This is a genomic window from Phenylobacterium sp. (assembly GCF_037968635.1).
In the GTDB taxonomy this organism is placed as follows: Bacteria; Pseudomonadota; Alphaproteobacteria; order Caulobacterales; family Caulobacteraceae; genus Phenylobacterium.
Map to the genome: position 1 here is coordinate 41667 of NZ_JBBKVV010000079.1, position 21239 is coordinate 62905.

Annotated in this window: 20 protein-coding genes; 11 read left to right on the top strand and 9 right to left on the bottom strand. The window is 67.6% G+C overall.

What is annotated here, in order from left to right; translation table 11 throughout:
- Positions 1 to 13: 13 nt before the first annotated feature.
- A complete protein-coding gene (locus tag AAC997_RS09755) occupies positions 14 to 1411 on the bottom strand; it encodes an AMP-binding protein (RefSeq protein WP_340645505.1) in 1398 nt (465 codons plus the stop codon).
- A 45-nt stretch (positions 1412 to 1456) separates the two neighbouring features.
- On the opposite strand from AAC997_RS09755, the gene AAC997_RS09760 reads away from it, so the two are divergent.
- On the top strand, positions 1457 to 2152 hold the full coding sequence (locus tag AAC997_RS09760) for a glycosyltransferase family protein (RefSeq protein ID WP_340645506.1): 696 nt from the start codon (positions 1457 to 1459) through the stop codon (positions 2150 to 2152).
- On the opposite strand, the gene pseH is transcribed toward AAC997_RS09760, so the two are convergent.
- Positions 2149 to 2706 (bottom strand): UDP-4-amino-4,6-dideoxy-N-acetyl-beta-L-altrosamine N-acetyltransferase, encoded by a 558-nt coding sequence (gene pseH, locus AAC997_RS09765; protein WP_340645507.1) that lies wholly within the window; start codon positions 2704 to 2706, stop codon positions 2149 to 2151. The genes AAC997_RS09760 and pseH overlap by 4 nt on opposite strands.
- A gap of 55 nt (positions 2707 to 2761) precedes the next feature.
- Between pseH and AAC997_RS09770 the strand changes: the two genes are divergently transcribed.
- Together AAC997_RS09770 and AAC997_RS09775 are read left to right on the top strand one after the other, a co-directional pair.
- Complete coding sequence (locus AAC997_RS09770) at positions 2762 to 3553, top strand: phytanoyl-CoA dioxygenase family protein (RefSeq protein ID WP_340645508.1); 792 nt, start codon at positions 2762 to 2764, stop codon at positions 3551 to 3553.
- Positions 3553 to 4896, top strand: a complete 1344-nt coding sequence (locus AAC997_RS09775; protein WP_340645509.1) for an alpha/beta hydrolase — start codon at positions 3553 to 3555, stop codon at positions 4894 to 4896. The genes AAC997_RS09770 and AAC997_RS09775 overlap by 1 nt, the downstream gene beginning before the upstream one ends.
- A 93-nt stretch (positions 4897 to 4989) precedes the next feature.
- Here the strand turns inward: AAC997_RS09775 and AAC997_RS09780 are convergent, their stop codons facing one another.
- The 3 genes from AAC997_RS09780 to AAC997_RS09790 are packed head-to-tail and all read right to left on the bottom strand — an operon-like array spanning position 4990 to position 9661.
- Positions 4990 to 6045 (bottom strand): 2-oxoacid:ferredoxin oxidoreductase subunit beta, encoded by a 1056-nt coding sequence (locus AAC997_RS09780; RefSeq protein ID WP_340645510.1) that lies wholly within the window; start codon positions 6043 to 6045, stop codon positions 4990 to 4992.
- Positions 6042 to 7889 carry a 2-oxoacid:acceptor oxidoreductase subunit alpha gene (locus AAC997_RS09785; protein ID WP_340645511.1) on the bottom strand — a complete coding sequence of 616 codons (1848 nt, stop codon included), beginning with the start codon at positions 7887 to 7889 and terminating at the stop codon, positions 6042 to 6044. Before AAC997_RS09785 ends, AAC997_RS09780 begins: the two co-directional genes overlap by 4 nt.
- On the bottom strand, positions 7877 to 9661 hold the full coding sequence (locus tag AAC997_RS09790; RefSeq protein ID WP_340645512.1) for an FAD-dependent oxidoreductase: 1785 nt from the start codon (positions 9659 to 9661) through the stop codon (positions 7877 to 7879). The genes AAC997_RS09785 and AAC997_RS09790 overlap by 13 nt, the downstream gene beginning before the upstream one ends.
- A gap of 290 nt (positions 9662 to 9951) precedes the next feature.
- Here AAC997_RS09790 and AAC997_RS09795 point away from each other — a divergent pair, with 290 nt between their 5' ends.
- The 5 genes from AAC997_RS09795 (at position 9952) to AAC997_RS09815 (ending at position 15917) form a co-directional block, all read left to right on the top strand.
- On the top strand, positions 9952 to 10107 hold the full coding sequence (locus tag AAC997_RS09795) for a hypothetical protein (protein ID WP_340645513.1): 156 nt from the start codon (positions 9952 to 9954) through the stop codon (positions 10105 to 10107).
- Positions 10108 to 10296: 189 nt separating this feature from the next.
- Positions 10297 to 11670, top strand: a complete 1374-nt coding sequence (locus AAC997_RS09800) for an ethanolamine ammonia-lyase subunit EutB (RefSeq protein WP_340645514.1) — start codon at positions 10297 to 10299, stop codon at positions 11668 to 11670.
- Positions 11670 to 12479 (top strand): ethanolamine ammonia-lyase subunit EutC, encoded by an 810-nt coding sequence (gene eutC / locus AAC997_RS09805; RefSeq protein WP_340645515.1) that lies wholly within the window; start codon positions 11670 to 11672, stop codon positions 12477 to 12479. The genes AAC997_RS09800 and eutC overlap by 1 nt, the downstream gene beginning before the upstream one ends.
- Before the next feature lie 66 nt (positions 12480 to 12545).
- Entirely contained in the window at positions 12546 to 14927 is a 2382-nt protein-coding gene (locus AAC997_RS09810) for an ATP-binding protein (RefSeq protein WP_340645516.1), read from the top strand.
- Between the two features lie 63 nt (positions 14928 to 14990).
- Positions 14991 to 15917, top strand: coding sequence for an aldo/keto reductase (locus tag AAC997_RS09815; protein ID WP_340645517.1), 927 nt, complete (start codon positions 14991 to 14993; stop codon positions 15915 to 15917).
- Positions 15918 to 16029: 112 nt separating this feature from the next.
- Here AAC997_RS09815 and AAC997_RS09820 read toward each other — a convergent pair whose 3' ends face one another.
- The 4 genes from AAC997_RS09820 to AAC997_RS09835 all read right to left on the bottom strand — a co-directional run bounded on the left by AAC997_RS09820 (position 16030) and on the right by AAC997_RS09835 (position 19512).
- A complete protein-coding gene (locus AAC997_RS09820) occupies positions 16030 to 16524 on the bottom strand; it encodes a MarR family winged helix-turn-helix transcriptional regulator (RefSeq protein WP_340645518.1) in 495 nt (164 codons plus the stop codon).
- Positions 16525 to 16544: 20 nt separating this feature from the next.
- Positions 16545 to 16913: a 2-hydroxyacyl-CoA dehydratase family protein gene (locus tag AAC997_RS09825; RefSeq protein WP_340645519.1), complete on the bottom strand. Its 369-nt coding sequence runs from the start codon at positions 16911 to 16913 to the stop codon at positions 16545 to 16547.
- A gap of 166 nt (positions 16914 to 17079) precedes the next feature.
- Entirely contained in the window at positions 17080 to 18996 is a 1917-nt protein-coding gene (locus AAC997_RS09830) for a HAMP domain-containing methyl-accepting chemotaxis protein (protein WP_340645520.1), read from the bottom strand.
- Between the two features lie 246 nt (positions 18997 to 19242).
- On the bottom strand, positions 19243 to 19512 hold the full coding sequence (locus tag AAC997_RS09835; protein WP_340645521.1) for a hypothetical protein: 270 nt from the start codon (positions 19510 to 19512) through the stop codon (positions 19243 to 19245).
- Positions 19513 to 19598: 86 nt separating this feature from the next.
- On the opposite strand from AAC997_RS09835, the gene tauD reads away from it, so the two are divergent.
- From tauD to AAC997_RS09850, 3 genes are all read left to right on the top strand, one after another.
- A complete protein-coding gene (tauD, locus tag AAC997_RS09840) occupies positions 19599 to 20477 on the top strand; it encodes a taurine dioxygenase (protein ID WP_340645522.1) in 879 nt (292 codons plus the stop codon).
- Positions 20474 to 20869 (top strand): hypothetical protein, encoded by a 396-nt coding sequence (locus AAC997_RS09845; protein WP_340645523.1) that lies wholly within the window; start codon positions 20474 to 20476, stop codon positions 20867 to 20869. The genes tauD and AAC997_RS09845 overlap by 4 nt, the downstream gene beginning before the upstream one ends.
- Before the next feature lie 57 nt (positions 20870 to 20926).
- Positions 20927 to 21239: hypothetical protein (locus tag AAC997_RS09850; protein ID WP_340645524.1), on the top strand; the 313-nt coding region annotated here is incomplete at its 3' end.

The window sequence follows — 21239 nt, forward strand, 5'->3', positions numbered from 1 at the left end:
ACATCTCTGAGGCTCAGCCGCTGAAGGTCCCGGCATAGGTCTGGCGCAACAGATTCTTCTGGACCTTGCCCATGGCGTTGCGGGGTAGGTCATCGACGAAGAAGATGCGTTTCGGCGCCTTGAATGCGGCCAGCTTCTCGCGGAGTCCGGCGATCATGGCCGCCTCGTCGCCCGACCCGATCACCACCGCCGCAACCGCCTCGCCGAAGTCGGGATGCGGCAGGCCGATGACGGCGCTCTCCGTGACGCCGGGGAGTTCATCGAGGATCAGCTCGATCTCCTTGGGATAGACGTTGTAGCCGCCGCAGATGATCAGGTCCTTGGCGCGGCCCGAGATCCAGACGCGGCCGTCGCGATCCTGGCGGCCCACGTCGCCGGTCATGAAGTAGCCGTCGGCGGTGAAGTCCTCGGCGGTCTTGTCGGGCATGCGCCAGTAGCCGGAGAAGACGCTGGGACCCTTGATCTCGATGACGCCGGTGGCCTCCCCGCCGCCGATCCGCAGAGCCACGCCCGGAAGGGGATAGCCGACGCTGCCGGCGATGCGCTCGCCCACCAGGGGGTTGGTGGTGATGATCACCGCCTCGCTCATGCCGTAGCGCTCGAGGATTCGCTGGCCGGTGCGGGCCTCGAACTCGCCGAAGGTCGATTCCAGCAGAGGCGCGGAGCCACAGATGAACAGCCGCATGTGGGCGGCGGCGTCCTTTGTGAATCCGGGGTTGTTGAGCAGCCGGGTGTAGAAGGTCGGCACCCCCATCATCACCGTGGACGGCGCCAGGCCCGCCAGGACGGGTGCGTCCTCGTACTTGGCCAGCCAGACCATGGGGGCGCCCGACAGGAAGGCGCAGTGCAGGGCCACGAACAGGCCGTGGACATGGAAGATCGGCAGGGCGTGCAGCAGGACGTCCCGCTCGGTGAACCCCCAAGCCTGGTGCAGGGCCGTGGCGTTGGCGTAGAGGGCGCCGTGGGTCAGCATCGCCCCCTTGGACCGCCCCGTCGTGCCGCTGGTGTAGATGATCGAGGCGAGGTCCTCGTCGGCGCGCGGGACGCTGGCGGGCAGCGGCGTGAGGGGTGAGGCCTCGGCGGCCAGGGCCACGGCGTCGGCCACGAACAGGGCCGGCTCGGCGTCAGTGAGGAAGTACTCCACCTCGCTGGCGGTATAGGCGGTGTTGAGCGGCAGGAAGACAGCGCCGGCCTTCAGCGTGGCCAGGTACAGCATGACGGCTTGCGGCGTCTTGTCGGTCTGCACCGCCACCCGGTCGCCGGGGACAACGCCCTTGGAGATCAGCAGGGCGGCGATCCGGCCCGCGCCGGCCTCCAGCTCGCCATAGCTGATCTGGCCGCCCTCCAGCAGGAAACAGGGCCGGGCGCGGTCGGCGGGGAACTGGGCGGCGAGGCGGTCATAGAGGTTCATGGGCGCAGCCTACCGCGAGCGGCGCGTGCTCGTTAAGGTGCTCAAATGATCTTGGGCATCATTCAGGCGCGGATGTCGTCGAGCCGGCTGCCGGGCAAGGTGCTGGCCGATGTGGCGGGCATGCCGATGCTGGGCCGCCAGGTGGAGCGGCTGCGGCGTTCTCGGCGAATGGACGAGCTGGTCGTGGCCACCAGCGACCAGGCCAGCGACGACGCCGTCGCCGACTACGCGTCGCGGCTGGACCTCACCGTGGTGCGCGGTGATCTCGACGACGTGCTGGCGCGGTTCGGCCTGGCGCTCGACGCCTTCCCCGAGGCGGCCACGGTCGTGCGGATGACCGCCGATTGTCCGCTCACGGACTGGCGGGTGCTGGACGCGGTGATCGACCACCGGGCCTCGACCCGCGCCGACTATGCCAGCAACACCCCTCAGGTCCGCACCTATCCCCACGGCCTGGACGTCGAGGTGATGGCGGCCACCGCCCTGCGCACCGCCGTGCGCGAGGCGACCGACCCCTATGACCGCGAGCACGTGACGCCCTTCCTCTACCGCAATCCCCGGCGGTTCCGGATCGAGAGCCTGTCGCAGTCCCCGTCCCTGGCCCACCTGCGTTGGACCGTGGACCACCCGGAGGACCTGGACTTCGTGCGCCAGGTCTACGGCGCGCTCTATGAGGCGAACCCCGACTTCGCGATGGCGGAGATCGCGGCCCTGGCGTGCAACAGTTCGAAGGCCGGCTAGCGGATAACAAACCCCCGCGCCCGCAGGCGTTCGACACTGGTCTCTCGAGCCTTGGCCCAGTCAGCGGCGAGCAGGCCAAGGCCCACCACGTCGTGGGCTTGGCCGCCCTTCCAGATGTGGTCGCGCCACAGGGCCTCGCGCTGGAAGCCGAAGGATTCGTGCATCTTCCAGACCGCCTCGTTCTCCAGCAGCACTTCGCAGCAGAGCTTGTTGAGGCCAAGGTCGCGGAACACGTGGTCGAGGACGAAGACCTCGACGAAGGCGCCCACCCCCTTGCCGCGCACCGAGGGGCTGGCGAGGTAATATGCCCAGGAGGCCTTGCGGTTCTGATTGGAGATGTCGGCGAGATTGGCCAGGCCGACCGGCTCGCCGTCCAGTTCGATGAGCCAGTACTTTCGGGTGGGATCGCCGGCGATGCCCGCAAACCAACGGTCGTGTTCAGGCCGCGCGATCTCGTGGTCGGAGTACATCCAGCGCGCCACCTCTGGCAGGTTGCGCCAGGCCAGCAGGCGGTCGCTGTCGTCCGGGGTCAGGTCGCGCAGCTCGACGGTCATGGCGCCTCCGGGGGATCGGCGTCTAAGATCGCGCAAAACGCCCAGGGAGCAAACCATGGTTGCTGCGCATATCGAGCGCGTGAAGCGCGACGGCTACACCATCGTCGAGAACGCCATTCCGCCCGACCTGATCGCGGCGCTGGACGACACCCTGCGGCGGCTCGAGCGAGAGCTGGACGCCAAGCCGGCGATGAACGGCTTCGAGGGTCATCGGACGGTGCGGATCTACAATCTGCTGGTCCACGATCTCGTCTTCGCCCAGGTCCCGGTGCATGGCGCCGTCCTGCCCATCATCGAGGGGGTGCTGGACGAGGGCTGCCTGATCTCCTCGCTCTCCTCCATCGCGATCGACCCCGGCGAGAGCGCGCAACCGATCCACGCCGACGACCAGGTGATCCCCCTGGCCAAGCCGCACGCCCCGCTGGTGTGCAATTCCATGTGGGCCCTGACCGACTTCACCGAGGCCAACGGGGCGACCCGCCTGGTTCCCGGCAGCCACCTGAAATCCAACCCTGAATACGGCGGGACCTACGAGACCATCGCCGCCGAGATGCCCAGGGGCTCGGTGCTGATCTGGGACGGGGCGCTGTGGCACGGTGGCGGGGCGAACCAGACCGACACTCGGCGCACCGGCATCGCCATGAACTATTGCGCCGGCTTCGTGCGCCAGCAGGAGAACCAGCAGCTGGGCATTCCGCCCGACATGGTGCGGGGGTTCTCGCCCCGTCTGCAGGAGCTGGTGGGCTACGGCGTCTATCGGGGCCTGATCGGTCACATCGACAAGCAGAGCCCCGCCCAGCGTCTGACGGGTGGCGGCGCCTTCAGGTCGATCTGGGACCGCACGTGATGGCACTTCGACACTTGGCGATCGCCGGGCTCGCAATGAGCCTGCTGGCGGGGTGCGCCGCGCCGCGCTTGCCGAAGATGACCGCCGACCAGGACTGCCACATCGGGGTCTATCGGCTGACTGACGGTCGGCTGCTGGACATTGGACCCGCGGACGGCTCCGACCTGCGCTGGCGGCTGCAGGACGGACAGGTGGGGCGGCTGCATGCCGACCGGGCCTGGGCCTCCACCGTGGGCTGGACCGATCGTCCCGACACCACCGCCGTGCGCTGGGGCGACAGTTGCGAGGGCGTGACCCTGGTGACCCCGCAAGGGTCGGTGGAAGGGCGGAGGGTGGCGCTGCAGGTCCGCGACACCAGCTTTAAGAGCGGCGACCAGACGCTGTTTGGCCGCCTAGTCCTGCCGCCGGGTGATCAGCCGGTTCCGATCATCGTCCAGGTCCATGGGTCGGAAAAGACCGCCGCCAGCCTTTACAACCACACCCAGCGCCTGCTCCCGGCCCAGGGCGTCGGGGTCTTTGTCTATGACAAGCGCGGCACGGGACGCTCGACGGGCGACTACACCCAGGACTTCCAGGTGTTGGGCCGGGACGCCGCCGCCGCCGCTGTGACCGCACGCCACCTGGCGGGGCCCCGCGCTGGCCGCGTTGGGTTGGAGGGCGGCAGCCAGGGTGGTTGGGTCGCCCCCATTGCGGCGAACCTCATACCGGTGGATTTTGTCATCGTCGGCTATGGCCTGGCCGACACCCCCTTCGCAGAGAACCGCGACGAGGCCTTGCAGGACATCGCGTCCTACGGCCCCGGCGCCCGCGCTGACGCTCTGGAGGTCATCACCGCGACGGAGGGTGTGATGGCCTCGAACTTCACGTCGGGCTTCGAGCGGCTTGAGGCGGCCAAGGCCCAATTCGGAAAGCAGCCCTGGTTCAAGGACCTGAAGGGTGAGTTCACCGGCGACCTTGCGAAATATCCAAGCTGGATCCTGCGTATCGTAGGCCCGACCTTCAACCAGCAGACCCCCTGGACCTACGACCCCCTGCCGGCCCTTCGGCGGCTGGAGGCCCCGACGCTCTGGGTACTGGCCGGCGAGGACACGGCAGCCCCGGTTGCCGAGACTCGGCGCAGGCTGCTGGCGCTACACGCCCAGGGCCGTCCGATCACCGTGCTGGAGTTCCCGAAAACCGAGCACGGCATGTTCACCTTCGAGACGGACGCCAAAGGTCAGCGGCGCAAGGTCCGCTATGCCGAGGGCTATTTCCAGACCAGCCTGGACTGGGCCCGGACCGGCGCCCTGGCCGGCCCTTATGGCGACGCGCTGCTGTTGACGCCGGAGCCAAGATCACGATGATTTCGGATCGAACCGATCCAAAATCATAAACGTGATCGATCCCTTGTGTTTAGAGCGGGATTGACGCGCGGCTTCCGTTTTTCGCATGCAGCTCTAGCGCAGGCTGGCGTTCAGGCTTTCCAGCACCTTTGACCCTGGGATCAGTTCGGCGTCCGTCAGGGCGTTGAGCGGCGTCTCCACCGTCTCCAGGCTCTCGTGCAGGTCCGGGGCCTTGGGGTCGACATAGAGTAGACCGGTGACCACCTCGCCACGGGCCTGGCGGCGGGCCAGGAAGGACATGGCGCCGATGCGGTCCGTAGGATCGTACTGGTCCGACAACTTGTGCAGGTTGATCACCGAGCCGTCATGCTGGGTCACCAGGGTGGTCGTCCCCGGCTCATAGATCACGTTGATGGCCTCGCGCGGGACGATGAGGTCCAGGCTGTTCACCGCCTCGTTGTGCTCACGCACATAGTCGAAGCTCTTGGTGGAGCCGGCGTGATTGTTGAACTGCACGCACGGGCTGATGCAGTCGATGAAGGCCGCGCCCTGGTGGCTCAGCGCCGCCTTGATCAGCGGCACAAGTTGGGCCTTGTCGCCGGAGAAGGAGCGGGCGACGAAGGTGGCGCCCAGCTGCAGGGCGACGCTCACCAGGTCGATGGCGCTGTCGTGGTTGACCACGCCCTTCTTGGACTTCGAACCCTTGTCGGAGGTGGCGGAGAACTGGCCCTTGGTCAGGCCGTACACCCCGTTGTTCTCGACGATATAGGTCATGTTCACCCCGCGCCGGATGGCGTGGGCGAACTGGCCAAAGCCGATGGAGGCGCTATCCCCGTCGCCCGACACCCCCAGATAGATCAGGTCGCGGTTGGCGAGATTGGCGCCGGTGAGCACCGAGGGCATGCGGCCGTGCACGGTGTTGAAGCCGTGGGAGGCGCCCAGGAAATAGTCCGGGGTCTTGGACGAACAGCCGATGCCCGAGAGCTTGGCGACGCGATGGGGCGGCAGGTCCAGCTCGTAGGCCGCCTGGATGATGGCCGCCGAGATCGAGTCGTGGCCGCAGCCGGCGCACAGGGTCGAGACCGAACCCTCGTAGTCGCGCCGGGTCTTGCCCAGCGCGTTCTCCAGCAGCTTGGGATGATGCAGCTGGGGCTTGGTGATGTAGGTCATTCGGCGGCCTCCGGAACCGATTGGCGTTCCGGCGTCGGCTCGGCGGGGCTGAGCCGCCCCGCGATCTGTCCGGCGATGAAGCGGGCGGTGATGGGGGTCCCGTCATAGTGCAGGACGGGAGTGAGCTTGGCCGGATCGACCCCGCCCTCGTTCATGATCAGGGTTCGGAGCTGGCCATCGCGGTTCTGCTCCACCACGAAGACCTCGTCATGGGCGGCGATGAAATCAAACACCGCGTCGGCGAAGGGGAAGCCGCGGACGCGCAGGGCGTCGACGTGGCGGCCCTGCGCCTCCATCACTTGCAGGGCCTCGTCCATGGCCGCGCCGGTGGAGCCGTAATAGATCACCCCGGTGCGGGTGGGCTTGGGCGCGTCGCGACGGACCGGAGCCGGCGCCAGGCCCTTGGCGGTCTCGAATTTCTTCAGCAGGCGCTGGACGTTGTCGACATAGACGCTGCCCTCCTCGCTGTAGCGGGCATAGGGGTTGCGCGAGGTGCCGCGGGTGAAATAGCCGCCCTTGGTGGGGTGGGTTCCCGGATAGGTGCGGAAGGGAATGCCGTCGCCGTCGACGTCGAGATAGCGGCCGAAGTCGGCGCCGGCCTCCAGCTCGTCATGGGTCATGACCTTGCCGCGATCGAGCGTGCGGCTGTCGTCCCAGGCGAAGGGCTGCGTCAGCCACTCATTCATGCCGATATCGAGATCCAGCATGACGAAGATGGTGGTCTGCAGGCGGTCGGCGAGATCGAAGGCCAGGGCGCCGAACTCGAAACACTCGCCCGGGTCCTGGGGCAGCAGCAGGACGTGCTTGGTGTCGCCGTGGCTGGCGTAGGCCGCCGACAGGATGTCCGACTGCTGGGTGCGGGTGGGCATGCCGGTGGACGGCCCGCCGCGCTGGACGTCGAAGATCACCGCCGGAATTTCGGCGAAGTAGGAGAGGCCCACGAACTCCTGCATCAGCGAGATGCCGGGCCCGGAGGTGGCGGTGAAGGCGCGCGCGCCGTTCCATCCGGCGCCCACCACCATGCCGATGGAGGCGATCTCGTCCTCCGCCTGGACGATGGCGTAGCGCGCCTTGCCGGTCTCTGGGTCCACGCGGTATTCGCCGCAGAACTCCGTGAAGGCCTCGGCCAGGGAGGTGGAGGGCGTGATGGGATACCAGGCGCAGACCGTGGCCCCGCCATAGACGGCGCCTAACCCTGCCGCCATGTTGCCCTCGACATAGATGCGGTCGCCCACCGCGTCGGCGCGGCGCGCTCGAAGACCCAGGGGCGCGAGATTGGCCTTCACATAGTCGGCGCCCATGTGGAGCGCGGCGACATTGGCGGAGATCAGCCGATCCTTGCCGGCGAACTGCTCGGACAGCAGTTGCTCGATGACCCCGATCTCGATGTCCAGCAGGGCGGCCAGGGCCCCGACATAGATGGTGTTCTTGAACAGCTGGCGTTCGCGCGGGACCGAATAGGCCTCGTTGCACATCCGCGTCAGGGGCACGCCGACCACCGTGATGTCGTCACGGAATTTCGACGGCGGCAGGGGCTTGGTGGAGTCGTAGAACAGGTAGCCGCCGGGCTCGATCTCGGCGAGATCGCGGTCCCAGGTCTGGGGGTTCATGGCCACCATCATGTCCACCCCGCCGCGGCGACCCTGGTGGCCGGCCTCGGTGACGCGGACCTCGTACCAGGTGGGCAGGCCCTGGATGTTGGAGGGGAAGATGTTGCGGGCCGCCACCGGCACGCCCATCCGCAGGAAGGACTTGGCGAACATGGCGTTGGCGCTGGCCGAGCCCGAGCCGTTGACGTTGGCGAACTTGACGACGAAGTCGTTGACGGCCTCTAGCGGGCGCATGGCTTTTCCCCCGCGTGGGTCATCTCAAGGGTGAACTGCTGCATGTCCCAGGCGCCGGTGGGACAGCGCTCGGCGCACAGCCCGCAGTGCAGGCAGACGTCCTCGTCCTTGACCATCACCCGGCCGGTCTTGAGGTCGCCTGAGACGTATAGATCCTGGGTGAGGTTCAGCGCCGGGGCGCTGAGCCGCAGGCGCAGGTCGTCCTCATCGCCATTGGCGGTGAAGGTGATGGCGTCCACCGGGCAGATGTCGACGCAGGCGTCGCACTCGATGCAGATCGGCTCGGCGAACACCGTCTGGACGTCGCAGTTCAGGCAGCGCTGGGCCTCGGCGAGGCCGAGCTGGAGGTCAAAGCCCAACTCCACCTCCAGCTTCACGTTCTTCAGCGACTCACCCTTCTCCCGCAACGGCACGCGGTGGCGCAGGTCGTTGGAGATGTCGTTGTCGTAGCTCCACTCGTGGATGCCCATCTTCTGGCTGACCATCGAGGTGCCCGGCGGCGGGCGGTCGCGGACGTCCAGGCCCTGGCAGAACTGGTCGATGGAGACCGCCGCATCGTGGCCGTGGGCCACGGCCCAGATGATGTTCTTGGGTCCGAAGGCGGAGTCGCCGCCGAAGAACACCCTGGGCAGGGTGGACTGGAAGGTGACCTCGTCGACCTTGGGCATGCCCCACTCGTCGAAGTCGAGGCCGAGGTCGCGCTCGATCCAGGGGAAGGCGTTCTCCTGTCCGACGGCCACCAGGACGTCGTCGCATTCGAAGTGCTGGTCGGGTTCGCCGGACGGAACCAGCTTGCGGCGGCCCTTGTCGTCGAACTGGGCCACAACCTTCTCGAAGATCACGCCGGTGAGCTTGCCGCCCACGTGGGTGAATTCCTTGGGGACCAGGAAGTTGAGGATCGGGATGTCCTCGTGCAGCGCGTCTTCCTTTTCCCAGGGGGAGGCCTTCATCTCGTCGAAGCCGGAGCGGACGATGACCTTGACGTCCTCGCCCCCCAGACGCCGCGAGGTGCGGCAGCAGTCCATGGCGGTGTTGCCGCCGCCCAGCACGATGACCCGGCGGCCGATCTTCTCGACATGCTCGAAGGCGACGCTGGAGAGCCAGTCGATGCCGATATGGATATTGGCGGCGGCCTCCCTGCAGCCGGGCAGATCGAGGTCACGGCCGCGCGGCGCGCCGGTGCCGACAAAGATCGCGTCATAGTCCTCGGTAAGCAGCTCTTTCAGGCTGTCGATCCGCTGGCCCAGGCGCATGTCGATGCCCAGGCCCGTGATGTAACCGACCTCCTCGTCGATCACCTCTTCCGGCAGACGGAACCGGGGGATCTGGCGGCGGATCATGCCGCCGGCCTTGGCGTCGCCGTCATAGACCACGACGTGGTAGCCGAGCGGGGCCAGGTCGCGCGCCACCGTCAGCGCCGCCGGGCCCGCGCCCACCAGGGCCACGGTCTTGCCGTTGCGCGGCGCGACATCGGGCAGGAAAGCGGTGATGTCGGACTTGTTGTCGGCGGCGACCCGTTTGAGCCGGCAGATGGCGACGGGCTCGTCCTCGACCCGGCCACGGCGGCAGGCCGGTTCGCAGGGGCGGTCGCAGGTGCGGCCCAGAATCCCCGGGAAAACGTTGGACCGCCAATTCACCATGTAGGCGTCGGAGTAGCGGCCGTCGGCGATCAGGCGAATGTATTCGGGCACTGGCGTGTGGGCCGGACAGGCCCACTGGCAATCGACAACCTTGTGAAAGTAGTCAGGCCCCTCGGTAATGGTGCGCTGCAAAACAAAATCCTTCCCGCGACGCTCTACTCTCGCGGTTGCGAAGACGCTCCCCTGCTTGCGGAAGCGCCCTCGCCGACCCCGACGCGGCGTTCGATTTCATCTAAATACCGTTCCGCGCCGACGCCAATACGCTTTCTGATCAGCGATCACTGAAAACGACTCCTCGCGGCGCCGCATAGCCCAAGGTCAACAGTGCGTGAGAGTCCGCGAAGGCGGCTATCCTTAACCAGGGATGAACGGCAACCTGATCCTCCCGCGACAGGCGAGCGCTAAATTTGGAGAAGCGTCCGATGCCGAACGAAATGGAATTGCTGCCCGACGCCATCATCTCGCCGTTCGAGGACGAGGTGTCCTACGACGACTCCCTGGACGCCGACGTGGTGATCAACGACCGCCGCGCCCGTGCCGAGAACGCCGAGGCGTTGCGGCTGGCGAGGGCTCTGTAGCCACCACCGCTCATCCCCGGCGAAGGCCGGGACCCAGGTTCATCACCGGCGCCTGCCGTCAGCGATGAAGACTTGAGCGTTTCCTGAAATCAAAGTGGGTTTTCACCTGGGTCCCGGCATGCGCCGGGACGAGCGGGGTTGGGCGCTGCGCGCGAAGGCGCCATCATCCCGGCCTGCACGGGGCGCGCCATGGGTTATCGACAGGTCGTGGGCACGACCACCTGGACCTTTCCGGACCTGAAGGACCTGCTGGCCAAGGCCTCGCCGCTGCGGTCAGGCGATGCGCTGGCGGGGCTGGCCGCCTCCTGCGCCCAGGAGAATGTGGCGGCCAAGATCGCCCTGGCCGACCTGCCTCTGAAGACCTTGCTGAGCGAACCCCTGATCCCCTACGAGACCGACGAGGTCACGCGGCTGATCTGCGACAGTCATGACGCTGCGGCCTTCGCCCCGATCGCGTCGCTGACGGTCGGCGAGTTCCGCGACTTCCTGCTGGCCGAGACCACCACGTCCGCGGTCCTGACCCGCCTGGCGCCCGGGATCACCCCGGAGATGGCGGCGGCGGTGAGCAAGCTGATGCGCAATCAGGACCTGATCCTGGCGGCGTCGAAATGCCGGGTGACGACGCGGTTCCGCAACACCATAGGCCTGCCCGGAACGCTGGCCGTGCGGCTGCAACCCAACCATCCCACCGACGATCGCGCGGGTGTCACCGCTAGCGTGCTGGACGGCCTGATGTACGGCTGCGGCGACGCGGTGATCGGGATCAATCCCGCGTCCGACAGCCTGGCGGCGACGGGCGAGCTGCTGCGGCTGCTGGATGGGCTGATCGGGCGGTTCGCGATCCCCACCCAGGCCTGCGTCCTGGCCCACGTCACCACGTCGATCGAGTTAATAGAGCGCGGGGCGCCGGTGGATCTGGTGTTCCAGTCGGTGGCGGGGACGGAAGGCGCCAACGCCAGCTTCGGGGTGAACCTGGCCTTGCTGAAGGAAGGCCGCGAGGCGGCGCTGTCGCTGAAGCGCGGCACGGTCGGCGACAATGTCATGTACTTCGAGACCGGCCAAGGCTCGGCCCTCTCGGCGGGCGCCCACCATGGAGTCGACCAGCAGACCCTGGAGGCCCGCGCCTATGCCGTCGCCCGCGCCTTCGATCCGCTGCTGGTCAACACCGTCGTCGGCTTCATTGGGCCGGAGTACCTCTATGACGGCAAACAGATCATCCGGGCGGGGCTGGAGGACCACTTCTGCGGCAAGCTGATGGGGGCGCCCTTGGGCTGCGACGTCTGCTACACCAACCACGCCGAAGCCGACCAGGACGACATCGACACCCTGCTGACCCTGCTGGCCACGGCGGGGGTGACCTTCGTCATGGGGGTGCCGGGGGGCGACGACGTGATGCTGAACTACCAGTCCACATCCTTCCACGACGCCCTCTACATCCGCGAACTGCTGGGCCTGAAGCGGGCGCCAGAGTTCGAGGCCTGGCTGGAAGGGCTGAAGATCACCGGCGGCGACGGGCGGCTGCTGCCGCGCACGCCCACCCATTCCCTGCTGACCGGCGTCTGATGGGCCAGCCCCCTGCCCGCGATCCCTGGACCCACCTTATCGGCCTGACCTCCGCACGGATCGCACTGGGCCGCGCCGGACCCGCCCTGCCCACGCGCGAGGTGCTGGCCCTGTCGCTGGCCCACGCCCAGGCGCGCGACGCGGTGCACACCGCCTTCGACGGCGAGGCCGTGGCGCGGGGGCTGGAGGCGCTAGGTCACGCCACGCTGCAGGTCGCCAGCGCCGCGCCGGACCGGGCCACCTATCTGCGACGGCCGGACCTCGGCCGGAAGCTGTCGAGCGACAGCCGCGAGACCCTGGCGCGCGCCAAGGCGCGTGGGACCGACCTCGTGCTTGTAGTGGCCGACGGCCTCTCCAGCGCCGCCGTCCACACCCATGCGGTTCCCCTGGTGGCGGCGCTCGCCCCCTACCTGGATCGCGCCGGCTGGCGCCTCGGCCCCATGGTGATCGCCACCCAGGCCCGCGTCGCCCTGGGGGATGAGATCGGGGAACTGATGGGGGCGGCCATGGTCGCCCTGCTGGTGGGGGAGCGGCCGGGGCTCTCCAGTCCCGACAGCCTGGGGGTCTATCTGACCCACGGGCCGCGCGTCGGCCGTACCGACGCCGAGCGCAACTGCATCTCCAACATCCGCGCCGAGGGGCTGTCCTATGACGAGGCCGCCTTCAAGCTGGCCTGGCACATCGCCGAGGCCCGACGGTTGGGCCTGACCGGGGTTGGGCTGAAGGACGAGAGCGACCTGATCTCCCTGACCGCCGAAAGCCGGGACCAGCTGCCGTCGGGGTCTACGGAAAGGCCCGCCTGCGGCTAATTTCCACCCGGCTTTCCCCTTTGTTCATTCCCGGCGTAACAGAGTTGGGCATGGGGAGGGTTTCGCATGTCCGGGCTTGAGGGAGTGACGCCGCGTACCGAGGCCGACCTCGACAACCGGCTGGCGCGGATCGCCCGGGCGACCTCCAGCGGCACGATCCTGCTGGATACCGCAGGCCGCATCGAATGGCTCAATGAGGGCTTCTCGGCCATCAGCGGCTTCTCCCTGGACGAGTGCCGCGGGCTGACGCCCTGCGCCCTGCTGGAATCCCCCCACACCGATCCCGAGACCCTGGCCCGGTTGCGGGCCCACATCACCGCCTGCGAGGGCTTCCGGTTGGAGGTTCAGCTCCAGGCCAAGGACCAGCGGCAGTTCTGGATCGACCTGGACGTCCGGCCGACCTACGACGCGGACGGCGTCCATGACGGCTTCGTCTCGGTCCAGACCGAGGTCACCTCCGCCAAGCAGCTCGAGGCCCGGTTGAAGGCCACCTCGACCTCCCTGCGCTCCGCCGGCCATCTGGCCCGCCTGGGGGGATGGGAAGTGGACCGGCGGAACGGCGTCGTGCGCTGGAGCCGCGAAGTTCAGGAGATGTTGGGCCGCCCGGCGGGGGTCGAGAACTCCAGCAGCATCCTGGAAATCTTTCCGGAGACCGAACGCGAGCGGGTGCGGCTCTACATCAGCAAGGCCATGCAGGCCGGCGAGCGGATCGAGTTCGAATCCCCGATGGTTGTCGCGAACGGCGAGCGCCTCTGGTTCCGCTTCGTCGGTGAGCCCGAGATGGTGGACGAGAACTGCGTGGCCATCCACGGCGCCATGCAGGACATCACCGCCCAACGCCATGCCCAGGCCGAATTGCTGGAGTCCGAGCGTTTCGGGCGCGGCGTGATCGACGGGGTGGCGGCCATGTTGACCGTCATCGACGAGACGGGCGCCATCGTGGCCGCCAACCAGGCCTTCCGGGCGCGGGGCGCGGAACTGACGAAGAGCGCCACCTATCCGATGGGCCGCAATCTGTTCGATGTGTTGTCGCACCTGCCCGGAGATCATGGAAAGGCCTTGGAAAGAGGCCTGCGCGGCATCCTTTCCGGCAAGGCCAAGTCCTTCATCCGCGCCTATCAGGCGGTCAGCGGAGAGTGGTTCCGGATGACCGCGGCGCGCTTCGCCGGGGAAGGTCCCGTCCGGTGCGTGGTGATCACCCAGTCTGTCCAGGACCTAAAGGAATCCGAGGAGCAGCTTCGCGAGCTGAACGTCACCCTGGAACGCGCCCGCGACGACGCCAATGCGGCCAACGACGCCAAGTCCGCCTTCCTGGCCACCATGAGCCACGAGATTCGCACGCCGCTGAACGGGGTGCTGGGCATGGCCCAGGCCATGGCCCGCGACGAGCTGCCGACGATCCAGCGCGAGCGGCTGACGGTGATCCGTCAGGCCGGCGAGACCCTGCTGGCCCTGCTCAACGACCTGCTGGACCTGTCGCGCATCGAGGCCGGCCGGCTGGAGCTGGAGGACTCAACGATCGACATCGAGAAGTTGGTCCAGGGCGCGCACGCCACCTTCACCACCCTGGCCACCGAGAAGGACGTCAGCTTCGCCGTCACCTTGACCCCGGGGGCGCGGGGCGTCTGGGCGGGCGACCCAACCCGGGTGCGCCAGATCATCTACAATCTGGTCTCCAACGCCGTGAAGTTCACCGATCGGGGTGAAGTCAGCGTCGACGTTTCGGTCGCTCACCCTCATCTGGTGTTCAAGGTCTCCGACACCGGGCCCGGCATCGCCGCCGAGCGGCTGGGCGCGCTGTTCCAGAAGTTCGTCCAGGAGGACACCTCCACCACCCGGCGGTTCGGTGGTTCAGGCCTTGGCCTGGCCATCTGCCGCGAGCTGGCCACCCTGATGGGCGGCGACATCGAGGCCGCCAGCGTTCCTGGACAGGGGTCGGTCTTCACCGTGCGCCTGCCGCTCAGCCGCATCGGCGACGCTGACGGCCAAGGCGTGCGTGACGAGGCCTTCGAGGCTCCGCCGCTGCGCGACGGCTCGGCCCTGCGCATCCTGGCGGCGGAAGACAATCCGATGAACCAGCTGGTGCTGCGCACCCTGCTGGCCCAGGTCGGCGTCGAGGTCACCTGCGTGGACAATGGCGAGCTGGCGGTCGCCGCCGCGGCCACCGGCGACTGGGACGCCATCCTGATGGACGTCCAGATGCCGGTCATGGACGGCCCCACCGCCACCCGCCTGATCCGCGAGTGGGAGCTGGCCGAGGGCCACCGCCGCACGCCGATTATCGCGCTGACCGCCAACGCCATGGCCCACCATGCGGCGGAATACACCGCAGCCGGCATGGACATCCTGGTGCCCAAGCCCCTTGAGCTGGAACGCCTGTTGATCGCCATCCAGACTGTGCTGGACGAGGCAGACGCCGATCACCTCGACGTGGTGAGCTGCGCCTAGCTTTCGCCCGCCCGCGCGCTCTATGGTCCTCGCATTCAAACCAAATGCATTGGGAGCGGCGACATGGAACAGCGGCGATTGGGAACCAGCGGCCTGAAGGTCAGCGCCATCGGACTGGGCTGCAACAATTTCGGGATGCGGATCAGCCAGGAAGAAACCCAGACCGTGGTCGACGCGGCCCTGGATAACGGCATCACCTTCTTCGACACCGCCGACGTCTATGGCGGCACGAAATCGGAGGAGTTCCTGGGCGCGGCCCTGAAGGGCAAGCGCGACAAGGCCGTGGTGGCCACCAAGTTCGCCATGGGCGAGAACGCCGGCGGTTCGCGCCGCTATGTGGTCAGCGCCGTCGAGGCCAGCCTCAAACGCCTGGGCACCGACCGTATCGACCTCTACCAGATGCACCGGCCCGATCCGGAAACCCCGATCGACGAGACCCTGCGCGCCCTGGACGACCTGGTGCGCGACGGCAAGGTTCTTTACCTGGGCAATTCCAACTTCAGTGGCTGGCAGATCGCCGACGCCGATTGGATCTCCAAGACGCAAGGGCTGGAGCGGTTCGTCTCGGCCCAGAACAACTACAGCCTGCTGGAGCGCAATGTGGAGCGCGAGGTGCTGCCGGCCTGCGAGCAGTTCGGCCTGGGCTTCCTGCCCTTCTTCCCGCTGGCCTCAGGCCTGCTGAGCGGCAAGTACAGCCGTGGCGAGGCGCCGCCCGAGGGCACCCGCCTGGCCGCCTGGGGTCCGCGCGGCGCCGCGGCCCAGAACGACAAGCACTTCGACAAGATCGAGAAGCTGGACGCCTGGGCGCAGGACAACGGCCACACCATGCTGGACCTGGCCTTCGCCTGGATCCTGGGTCACCCGGTGGTGAGCTCGGTGATCGCCGGCGCCACCAAGATCGATCAGATCGTCGCCAACGCCAAGGCCGGCGACTGGAAGCTGACGCCGGAGCAGGTCGCGGAAGTCACCAAGCTGGTGAGCAAAGACTGACCAACGCCCTCATCCCGGACGGCAGCTAGGCCGATCCGGGAGCCAGGGGCCCAGCGCGTCGCCCCTGGGTCCCGGCTCTCCGCTGCGCTGCGGCCGGGATAACGTGGGGTTGCTAGATATCCTCGTCGGCGAAGCAGGCGACGTAGAGCTTGTCCAGCAGGCCGAACAGCTGGTTGCGTTCGTCCTTGTTCAGGGCGACGTGGATCTTGGCCTCGTTGACCACGGCCACTTCGCGAAGGTCCTCCAGGGCGGTCTCGCCGAGCGGCGTCACGTAGAGCGAGTGCCGCCGGCGATCTTCCGTGGAGCGTTTGCGCTCGGCCCAGCCGAGGCGCTCCAGGCTGTCCAGCAGGGCCACGACCGTGGCCTTGTCGAAACCGATCTCACGGGCCAGCGTGGTCTGGGACAGGCCCGGATTGGCGGCGATCAGGGCGAGCGCGCTGAACACGCCGGGCCGGATTTCCTTGCGATTGATGCGGTCGATGAAGGCCCGCGACAGGTGGTTCTGGATACGCCGGATGCGGAACCCGATGACATCCTTCAGCACGCCCAGATCGACGTCGGCCGGAGCCTCGGTCACGAGATCGGCCTTTCGGGAAACGGGAGGCATCGGCGGGCTGTCTTTCGGCGCTAGTCCTGCGCGGCGGCTGTCCGTTCCTTGAGGAATTGGGCGACATCGTCAACCATTCTCTCATGGCTCCATTCCGTCGCGTCCACCATATCGGCGGGCATTTCGTAGACGGGGATGCCCGCCTTTTCCAAGGCGAGCTTGGTGAACTTGGCGCCCGAGACCGAGAGCCGGTTGGTGGTGGGCTGCAGGAGCACGGCGGCGTCGATGCCGCAGGCCTTGGCCTCGGCGACCATCCAGTCGGTCATCCAGGGCGGCAGGTGCAGCACCTCGTTCATGCCGCAGATGCGGCTGGCCAGGGCCCGCAGCGGATCGTCGAGATTGTAGCGGATATACTTGGCGCCGGTGAACGCCCCAGGGCGCTCGCTCAACCGTTTCTTTGGCAATTAGTATGTTCTACAACCTAAATTAGCGCAAGCGGGCCGCGACGGGAAAGCTCGGCCTTGGGAAGCGGTCAAAGAAAAACCCTCCCCCCTGGGGAGGGGGAGGGCCTTACTGACGAACCGCGAAGGAGGAATTGCGGCTCGAATCTCGGCTTTAGAACTCTTCCCAGCTGTCGTCGGCGGGACGCTGGGCCACCTGGGAGGTGGCGCGCATCTGGGGGCGGGGCGCATGGGACGCGGCCGGCGCCTGACGGCGGGCGGCCTGGGGCTGGTGGGGGGCGCCGCCGGTCTTGAAGCGGGCCACAAGGCGGTTCAGCTCCTGGGCTTCCTGCGACAGGCTGTGGCTGGCGGCGGTGGACTGCTCCACCATGGCCGCGTTCTGCTGGGTCACCTGGTCCATCTGGTTGACGGCGGCGTTGACCTGGTTGAGGCCGGTGGCCTGTTCCTGCGACGAGGCGGCGATCTCCGAAACCAGGCCCGAGATCTCGCTGACCTTGTTGACGATGCCGGCCAGGGCTGTGCCGGTCTCGCCCACCAGGCGCACGCCGCTTTCCACCTGACGGGTGGAGGCCGCGATCAGGGTCTTGATCTCCTTGGCCGCCTCGGCCGAGCGCTGGGCGAGCGCCCGCACCTCGGAGGCCACGACAGCGAAGCCCCGGCCGGCGTCGCCAGCGCGGGCGGCTTCAACGCCCGCGTTCAGGGCCAGCAGATTGGTCTGGAAGGCGATCTCGTCGATCACCCCGATGATCTGGCTGATCTGCTTGGACGACGACGCGATCTCGCCCATGGCGCCCACCGCCTCGTTGACCACGACGCCCGAACGTTCGGCGTCGCCGCGAGCGGCGTTGACCACGTCGTTGGCTTGTTCCGCGCCGGCGGCGGACTTCTTCACCGTGACGGTGATCTCGTCGAGGGCCGCGGCGGTCTCTTCCAGGCTCGCGGCCTGTTGTTCGGTGCGGCGCGACAGGTCGTCGGCGGCGCCCGAGATCTCGCCCGCGCCGTTCTGCATGCTGGACGCGTTGGCGGAGATCACCAGCATGGCCTCCTCCAGCCCACTCATGGCGCGGTTGAAGTCGTCACGCAGCTTGAGATAGGCGGCGGGGAAGTCTTCGGGCAGGCGGTGCATCAGGTCGCCGTCGGAGAGGCGCGACAGACCTTCGGCCACCGACTCCACCACATGGGCCTGTTCGGCGGCCAGAGCGGCGCGTTCGGCCTCGGCGTGCTGGCGCTCCTGCGCCCCCTGAGCCTCCATGCGGACCTTCTCGGCCTCGGCGGTGGTGAGCGCCAGGCCGTTCTCCTTGAACACCTGGACGGCGCGCGCCATGGCGCCGATCTCATCCTTGCGTTCCTTGCCCGAGACGTGGGTCGTCAGATCGCCGCCGGCGAGCTTTTCCATCGCCTGGGTCATGCCGGCGATGGGACCGGCGATTTCCTTGCGGGAGATGTAGATCGACAGGGCGCCCAGCAGCAGGGCGCCCGTGCCGCCGGCGCCGATCAGCCACCAGAACACCGCCTGGCCGTCCTTGCTGGCGCTTATGGCGCCCTGGTTGATATCGGCCTGCTGCTGTTTGGTGAGGGTGGCGATGGCGGCGGCGGCCTTGTCAAAGACCGGGGTCATCTTCTCCTGCAAGGTGGCCTCGCAGTCGAAGAGCAGGTGAATGGCGCGTTCGTCCCGCAGACCCTTCTCCAGGGTCACATAGGTCTCGAGGTTCTCATTGATCGCGTTGTAGGCGGCGACGTTCTCGCCCTCGATCAGCGGCTTCATTTCCTTCAGCGCGGCGCGAACCACGTTGGCCTGAGCGTCGAACTCGGTATGCAGACCATCCAGGGCGCCGTCGTCGGTCTCGACGATCGTCTCGTAGGCGATCTGGTGCATGCGGGTGAAGGCGCTGTCGGCGCGGGCCGCGAGGGTCATGCCCTTCACCGGATCATTGATCAGAGCGTTGGTCCCCGCCGCCATCCCATCGGCCTTGATCACCGCGAACGCCGTCATGGCGGCCGTCAGGCTGAGCAGCATGCAGACGATCAGCATGACCTTGGCGGAAAGGCGCAGATTGGAAATGAAGCTCATGAAAACAGTCCTTGGCCGGGAATGCGCCGGAAAATCACCATCCTGGTTAACGGCAAGTGGTTACAAATCGATGGACACGCGCAGGATGAGGCCGTGACGGCGGGATCGGCGTCACGGCCTCCGCACGGCTGGACGACATGCTGGGCGCGGGTTTGCAGGGTCAGGAGCGTGGGCCCAGGGTCGGGCGTGCGCGCCCGTCTGATGACCGATGCGGGACTTGTCGCGGGCCGCGTCCGAGAAGGCTTTCTAGCCGTCCAGCTTGTCGGGCTTGAGGTTCATCAGGCCGCGCCGCTCCAGCTCGCCAAGCAACTGGTCGACCTGGCTGCGCAGCTCCAGCATGCCCTCGGGGCTGAGGATCAGGAAGCCGGACTTCACCACCTCGGTCACGCCGACCGTGTTGGAGACATTGGCCGCCAACGCCACTCTGAACACGCCCGACTGGAAGCCCAGACCCGCCACCTTGTCGGCGAAGATCATCGGCAGGTCGAACTCGGGAAGGCCGGGAGGGCTGGACATGACGGCAGGCTGTCATGATTCCCCGTCAGCCACCCTGGCAAGCCGGGCCAAGGCGCGCTTAGATGAGCACCCTAGGGAGATAGACCATGGCCAAGTTCCAGGTGACACCGCTCACCCCCACCATCGGCGCCGTCATCGGCGGGATCGACCTCTCCAAGCGGCTGGACGACGAACAGTTGGGCGAGGTCCGCGCCGCTCTGCTGGCCCACCAGGTGATCTTCTTCGAGGACCAGCACATAACACCGGTTCAGCACCGCGATTTCGCCGCACGGTTCGGGGCGCTGCACACGCACCCGCTCTATCCCGGGGTGCCCGAGGCGCCGGAGCTGTTCATCCTGGACAACCACAAGGACAACCCCACCGACAACGACAGCTGGCACACCGACGTCACCTTCATCCAGACCCCACCCATGGCCTCGATCCTCTACGCCAAGCACCTGCCCCCCAGCGGCGGAGACACCATCTGGTCGAACATGAGGGCCGCCTATGAGGCCCTGTCGCCCACCTTCCGCGAGTTCCTGTCGGGGCTGGACGCGGTCCACGACTTCGCCCGAGGCTTCCCGCAGCAGGGCATCGTGGCCGCCGGCGCCGGGGCCGAGAAGCACGCCAAGGCCCTGGCCGCCAACCCGCCCGTCCTGCATCCGGTGGTGCGCACCCATCCGGAGACCGGCGAGGACGGCCTGTTCATCAACTACGGCTTCACCGACCGTATCAAGGGCCTGCGCCGCAAGGAGAGCGACGCCATCCTGAACATGCTGTTCGAACACATCCAGAAGCCGGAATTCCTGGTCCGCTGGCGCTGGAAGGACAACGCCATCGCCTTCTGGGACAATCGGGTGACCCAGCACTACGCGGTCAACGACTACCTGCCCCACCGCCGGATCATGAACCGCGCCACCGTCCTGGGCGACAGGCCCTATCACCGCTCACGCCTACCCACCGGCATCAAGGCCGCCGCCGAGTGAGCGAGACCCCGGCGACCTATCCCGACACCGGCTTGCTGGCGGTGCTGGCGCGGCTGGGCTTCGGCCTGACCCTGCTGGCGATTTTCCTGGCCTCGATCGCGCCAGGCTGGCTGACGCCCAAGCTGCTGCAATCGCATTATCTGGAGCATTTCGCCGCCTTCTACATCGCGGCCTGCGCCGGCTTGGCGGCCATGCCCCGCACCCCCATTCGAAGGATCGCCATCGGCTATCTGCTGTTCGCGCTGATCCTGGCCGCCACCCAGTACGCAAGGGGTTCGGCCTCGGATGTGGCGATCCGCAATTGGGTGGCCGACGCTGGCGGCGTCCTGGCGGCCCTGTCGCCGGTGGTGGTGGAGCGGTTCCGAAGGCTGTTCGCGCCGCGCCCGTCATAGAACCGTCCAAGTCGCGGGGCACGAGGTCTTCAGGTCGGGGGATCCATTGGAGGTGAGATGCCGCCTGGCCAGGACGACAATCCGTTCGGTACGCCCCGTGGCGCCTGGGGCCGGCAGCCGCCGACCACCTTTGGACTCAGCACGAAGGTCAAGCGCGCCGCCAGGCCCTCCAACCAGATCCGCGTGCCGGACCCAGGCGTCGCGCCGCGCAATATTCTGACAGGCGGCCTGGCGCCGCAGCCGCGTGGGAAAGCCGCGCCCGCGGCGGCGCAACACGCAGCGCCGGCGCCAGAGGTCAGACCGGCTCCGGCCGCCGAGCCTCCCGAGTCCGCGCCGGCGCGCTCATCGGTCCTGGCCCGCGCCAGCGCGG

Bases quoted from the DNA above. Each gene is read 5' to 3' on its own strand.
- AAC997_RS09755 (WP_340645505.1), bottom strand. From the start codon at position 1,411: ATGAACCTCTATGACCGCCTCGCCGCCCAGTTCCCCGCCGACCGCGCC.
- AAC997_RS09760 (WP_340645506.1), top strand. From the start codon at position 1,457: ATGATCTTGGGCATCATTCAGGCGCGGATGTCGTCGAGCCGGCTGCCG.
- pseH (WP_340645507.1), bottom strand. From the start codon at position 2,706: ATGACCGTCGAGCTGCGCGACCTGACCCCGGACGACAGCGACCGCCTG.
- AAC997_RS09770 (WP_340645508.1), top strand. From the start codon at position 2,762: ATGGTTGCTGCGCATATCGAGCGCGTGAAGCGCGACGGCTACACCATC.
- AAC997_RS09775 (WP_340645509.1), top strand. From the start codon at position 3,553: ATGGCACTTCGACACTTGGCGATCGCCGGGCTCGCAATGAGCCTGCTG.
- AAC997_RS09780 (WP_340645510.1), bottom strand. From the start codon at position 6,045: ATGACCTACATCACCAAGCCCCAGCTGCATCATCCCAAGCTGCTGGAG.
- AAC997_RS09785 (WP_340645511.1), bottom strand. From the start codon at position 7,889: ATGCGCCCGCTAGAGGCCGTCAACGACTTCGTCGTCAAGTTCGCCAAC.
- AAC997_RS09795 (WP_340645513.1), top strand. From the start codon at position 9,952: ATGCCGAACGAAATGGAATTGCTGCCCGACGCCATCATCTCGCCGTTC.
- AAC997_RS09800 (WP_340645514.1), top strand. From the start codon at position 10,297: ATGGGTTATCGACAGGTCGTGGGCACGACCACCTGGACCTTTCCGGAC.
- eutC (WP_340645515.1), top strand. From the start codon at position 11,670: ATGGGCCAGCCCCCTGCCCGCGATCCCTGGACCCACCTTATCGGCCTG.
- AAC997_RS09810 (WP_340645516.1), top strand. From the start codon at position 12,546: ATGTCCGGGCTTGAGGGAGTGACGCCGCGTACCGAGGCCGACCTCGAC.
- AAC997_RS09815 (WP_340645517.1), top strand. From the start codon at position 14,991: ATGGAACAGCGGCGATTGGGAACCAGCGGCCTGAAGGTCAGCGCCATC.
- AAC997_RS09820 (WP_340645518.1), bottom strand. From the start codon at position 16,524: ATGCCTCCCGTTTCCCGAAAGGCCGATCTCGTGACCGAGGCTCCGGCC.
- AAC997_RS09830 (WP_340645520.1), bottom strand. From the start codon at position 18,996: ATGAGCTTCATTTCCAATCTGCGCCTTTCCGCCAAGGTCATGCTGATC.
- AAC997_RS09835 (WP_340645521.1), bottom strand. From the start codon at position 19,512: ATGTCCAGCCCTCCCGGCCTTCCCGAGTTCGACCTGCCGATGATCTTC.
- tauD (WP_340645522.1), top strand. From the start codon at position 19,599: ATGGCCAAGTTCCAGGTGACACCGCTCACCCCCACCATCGGCGCCGTC.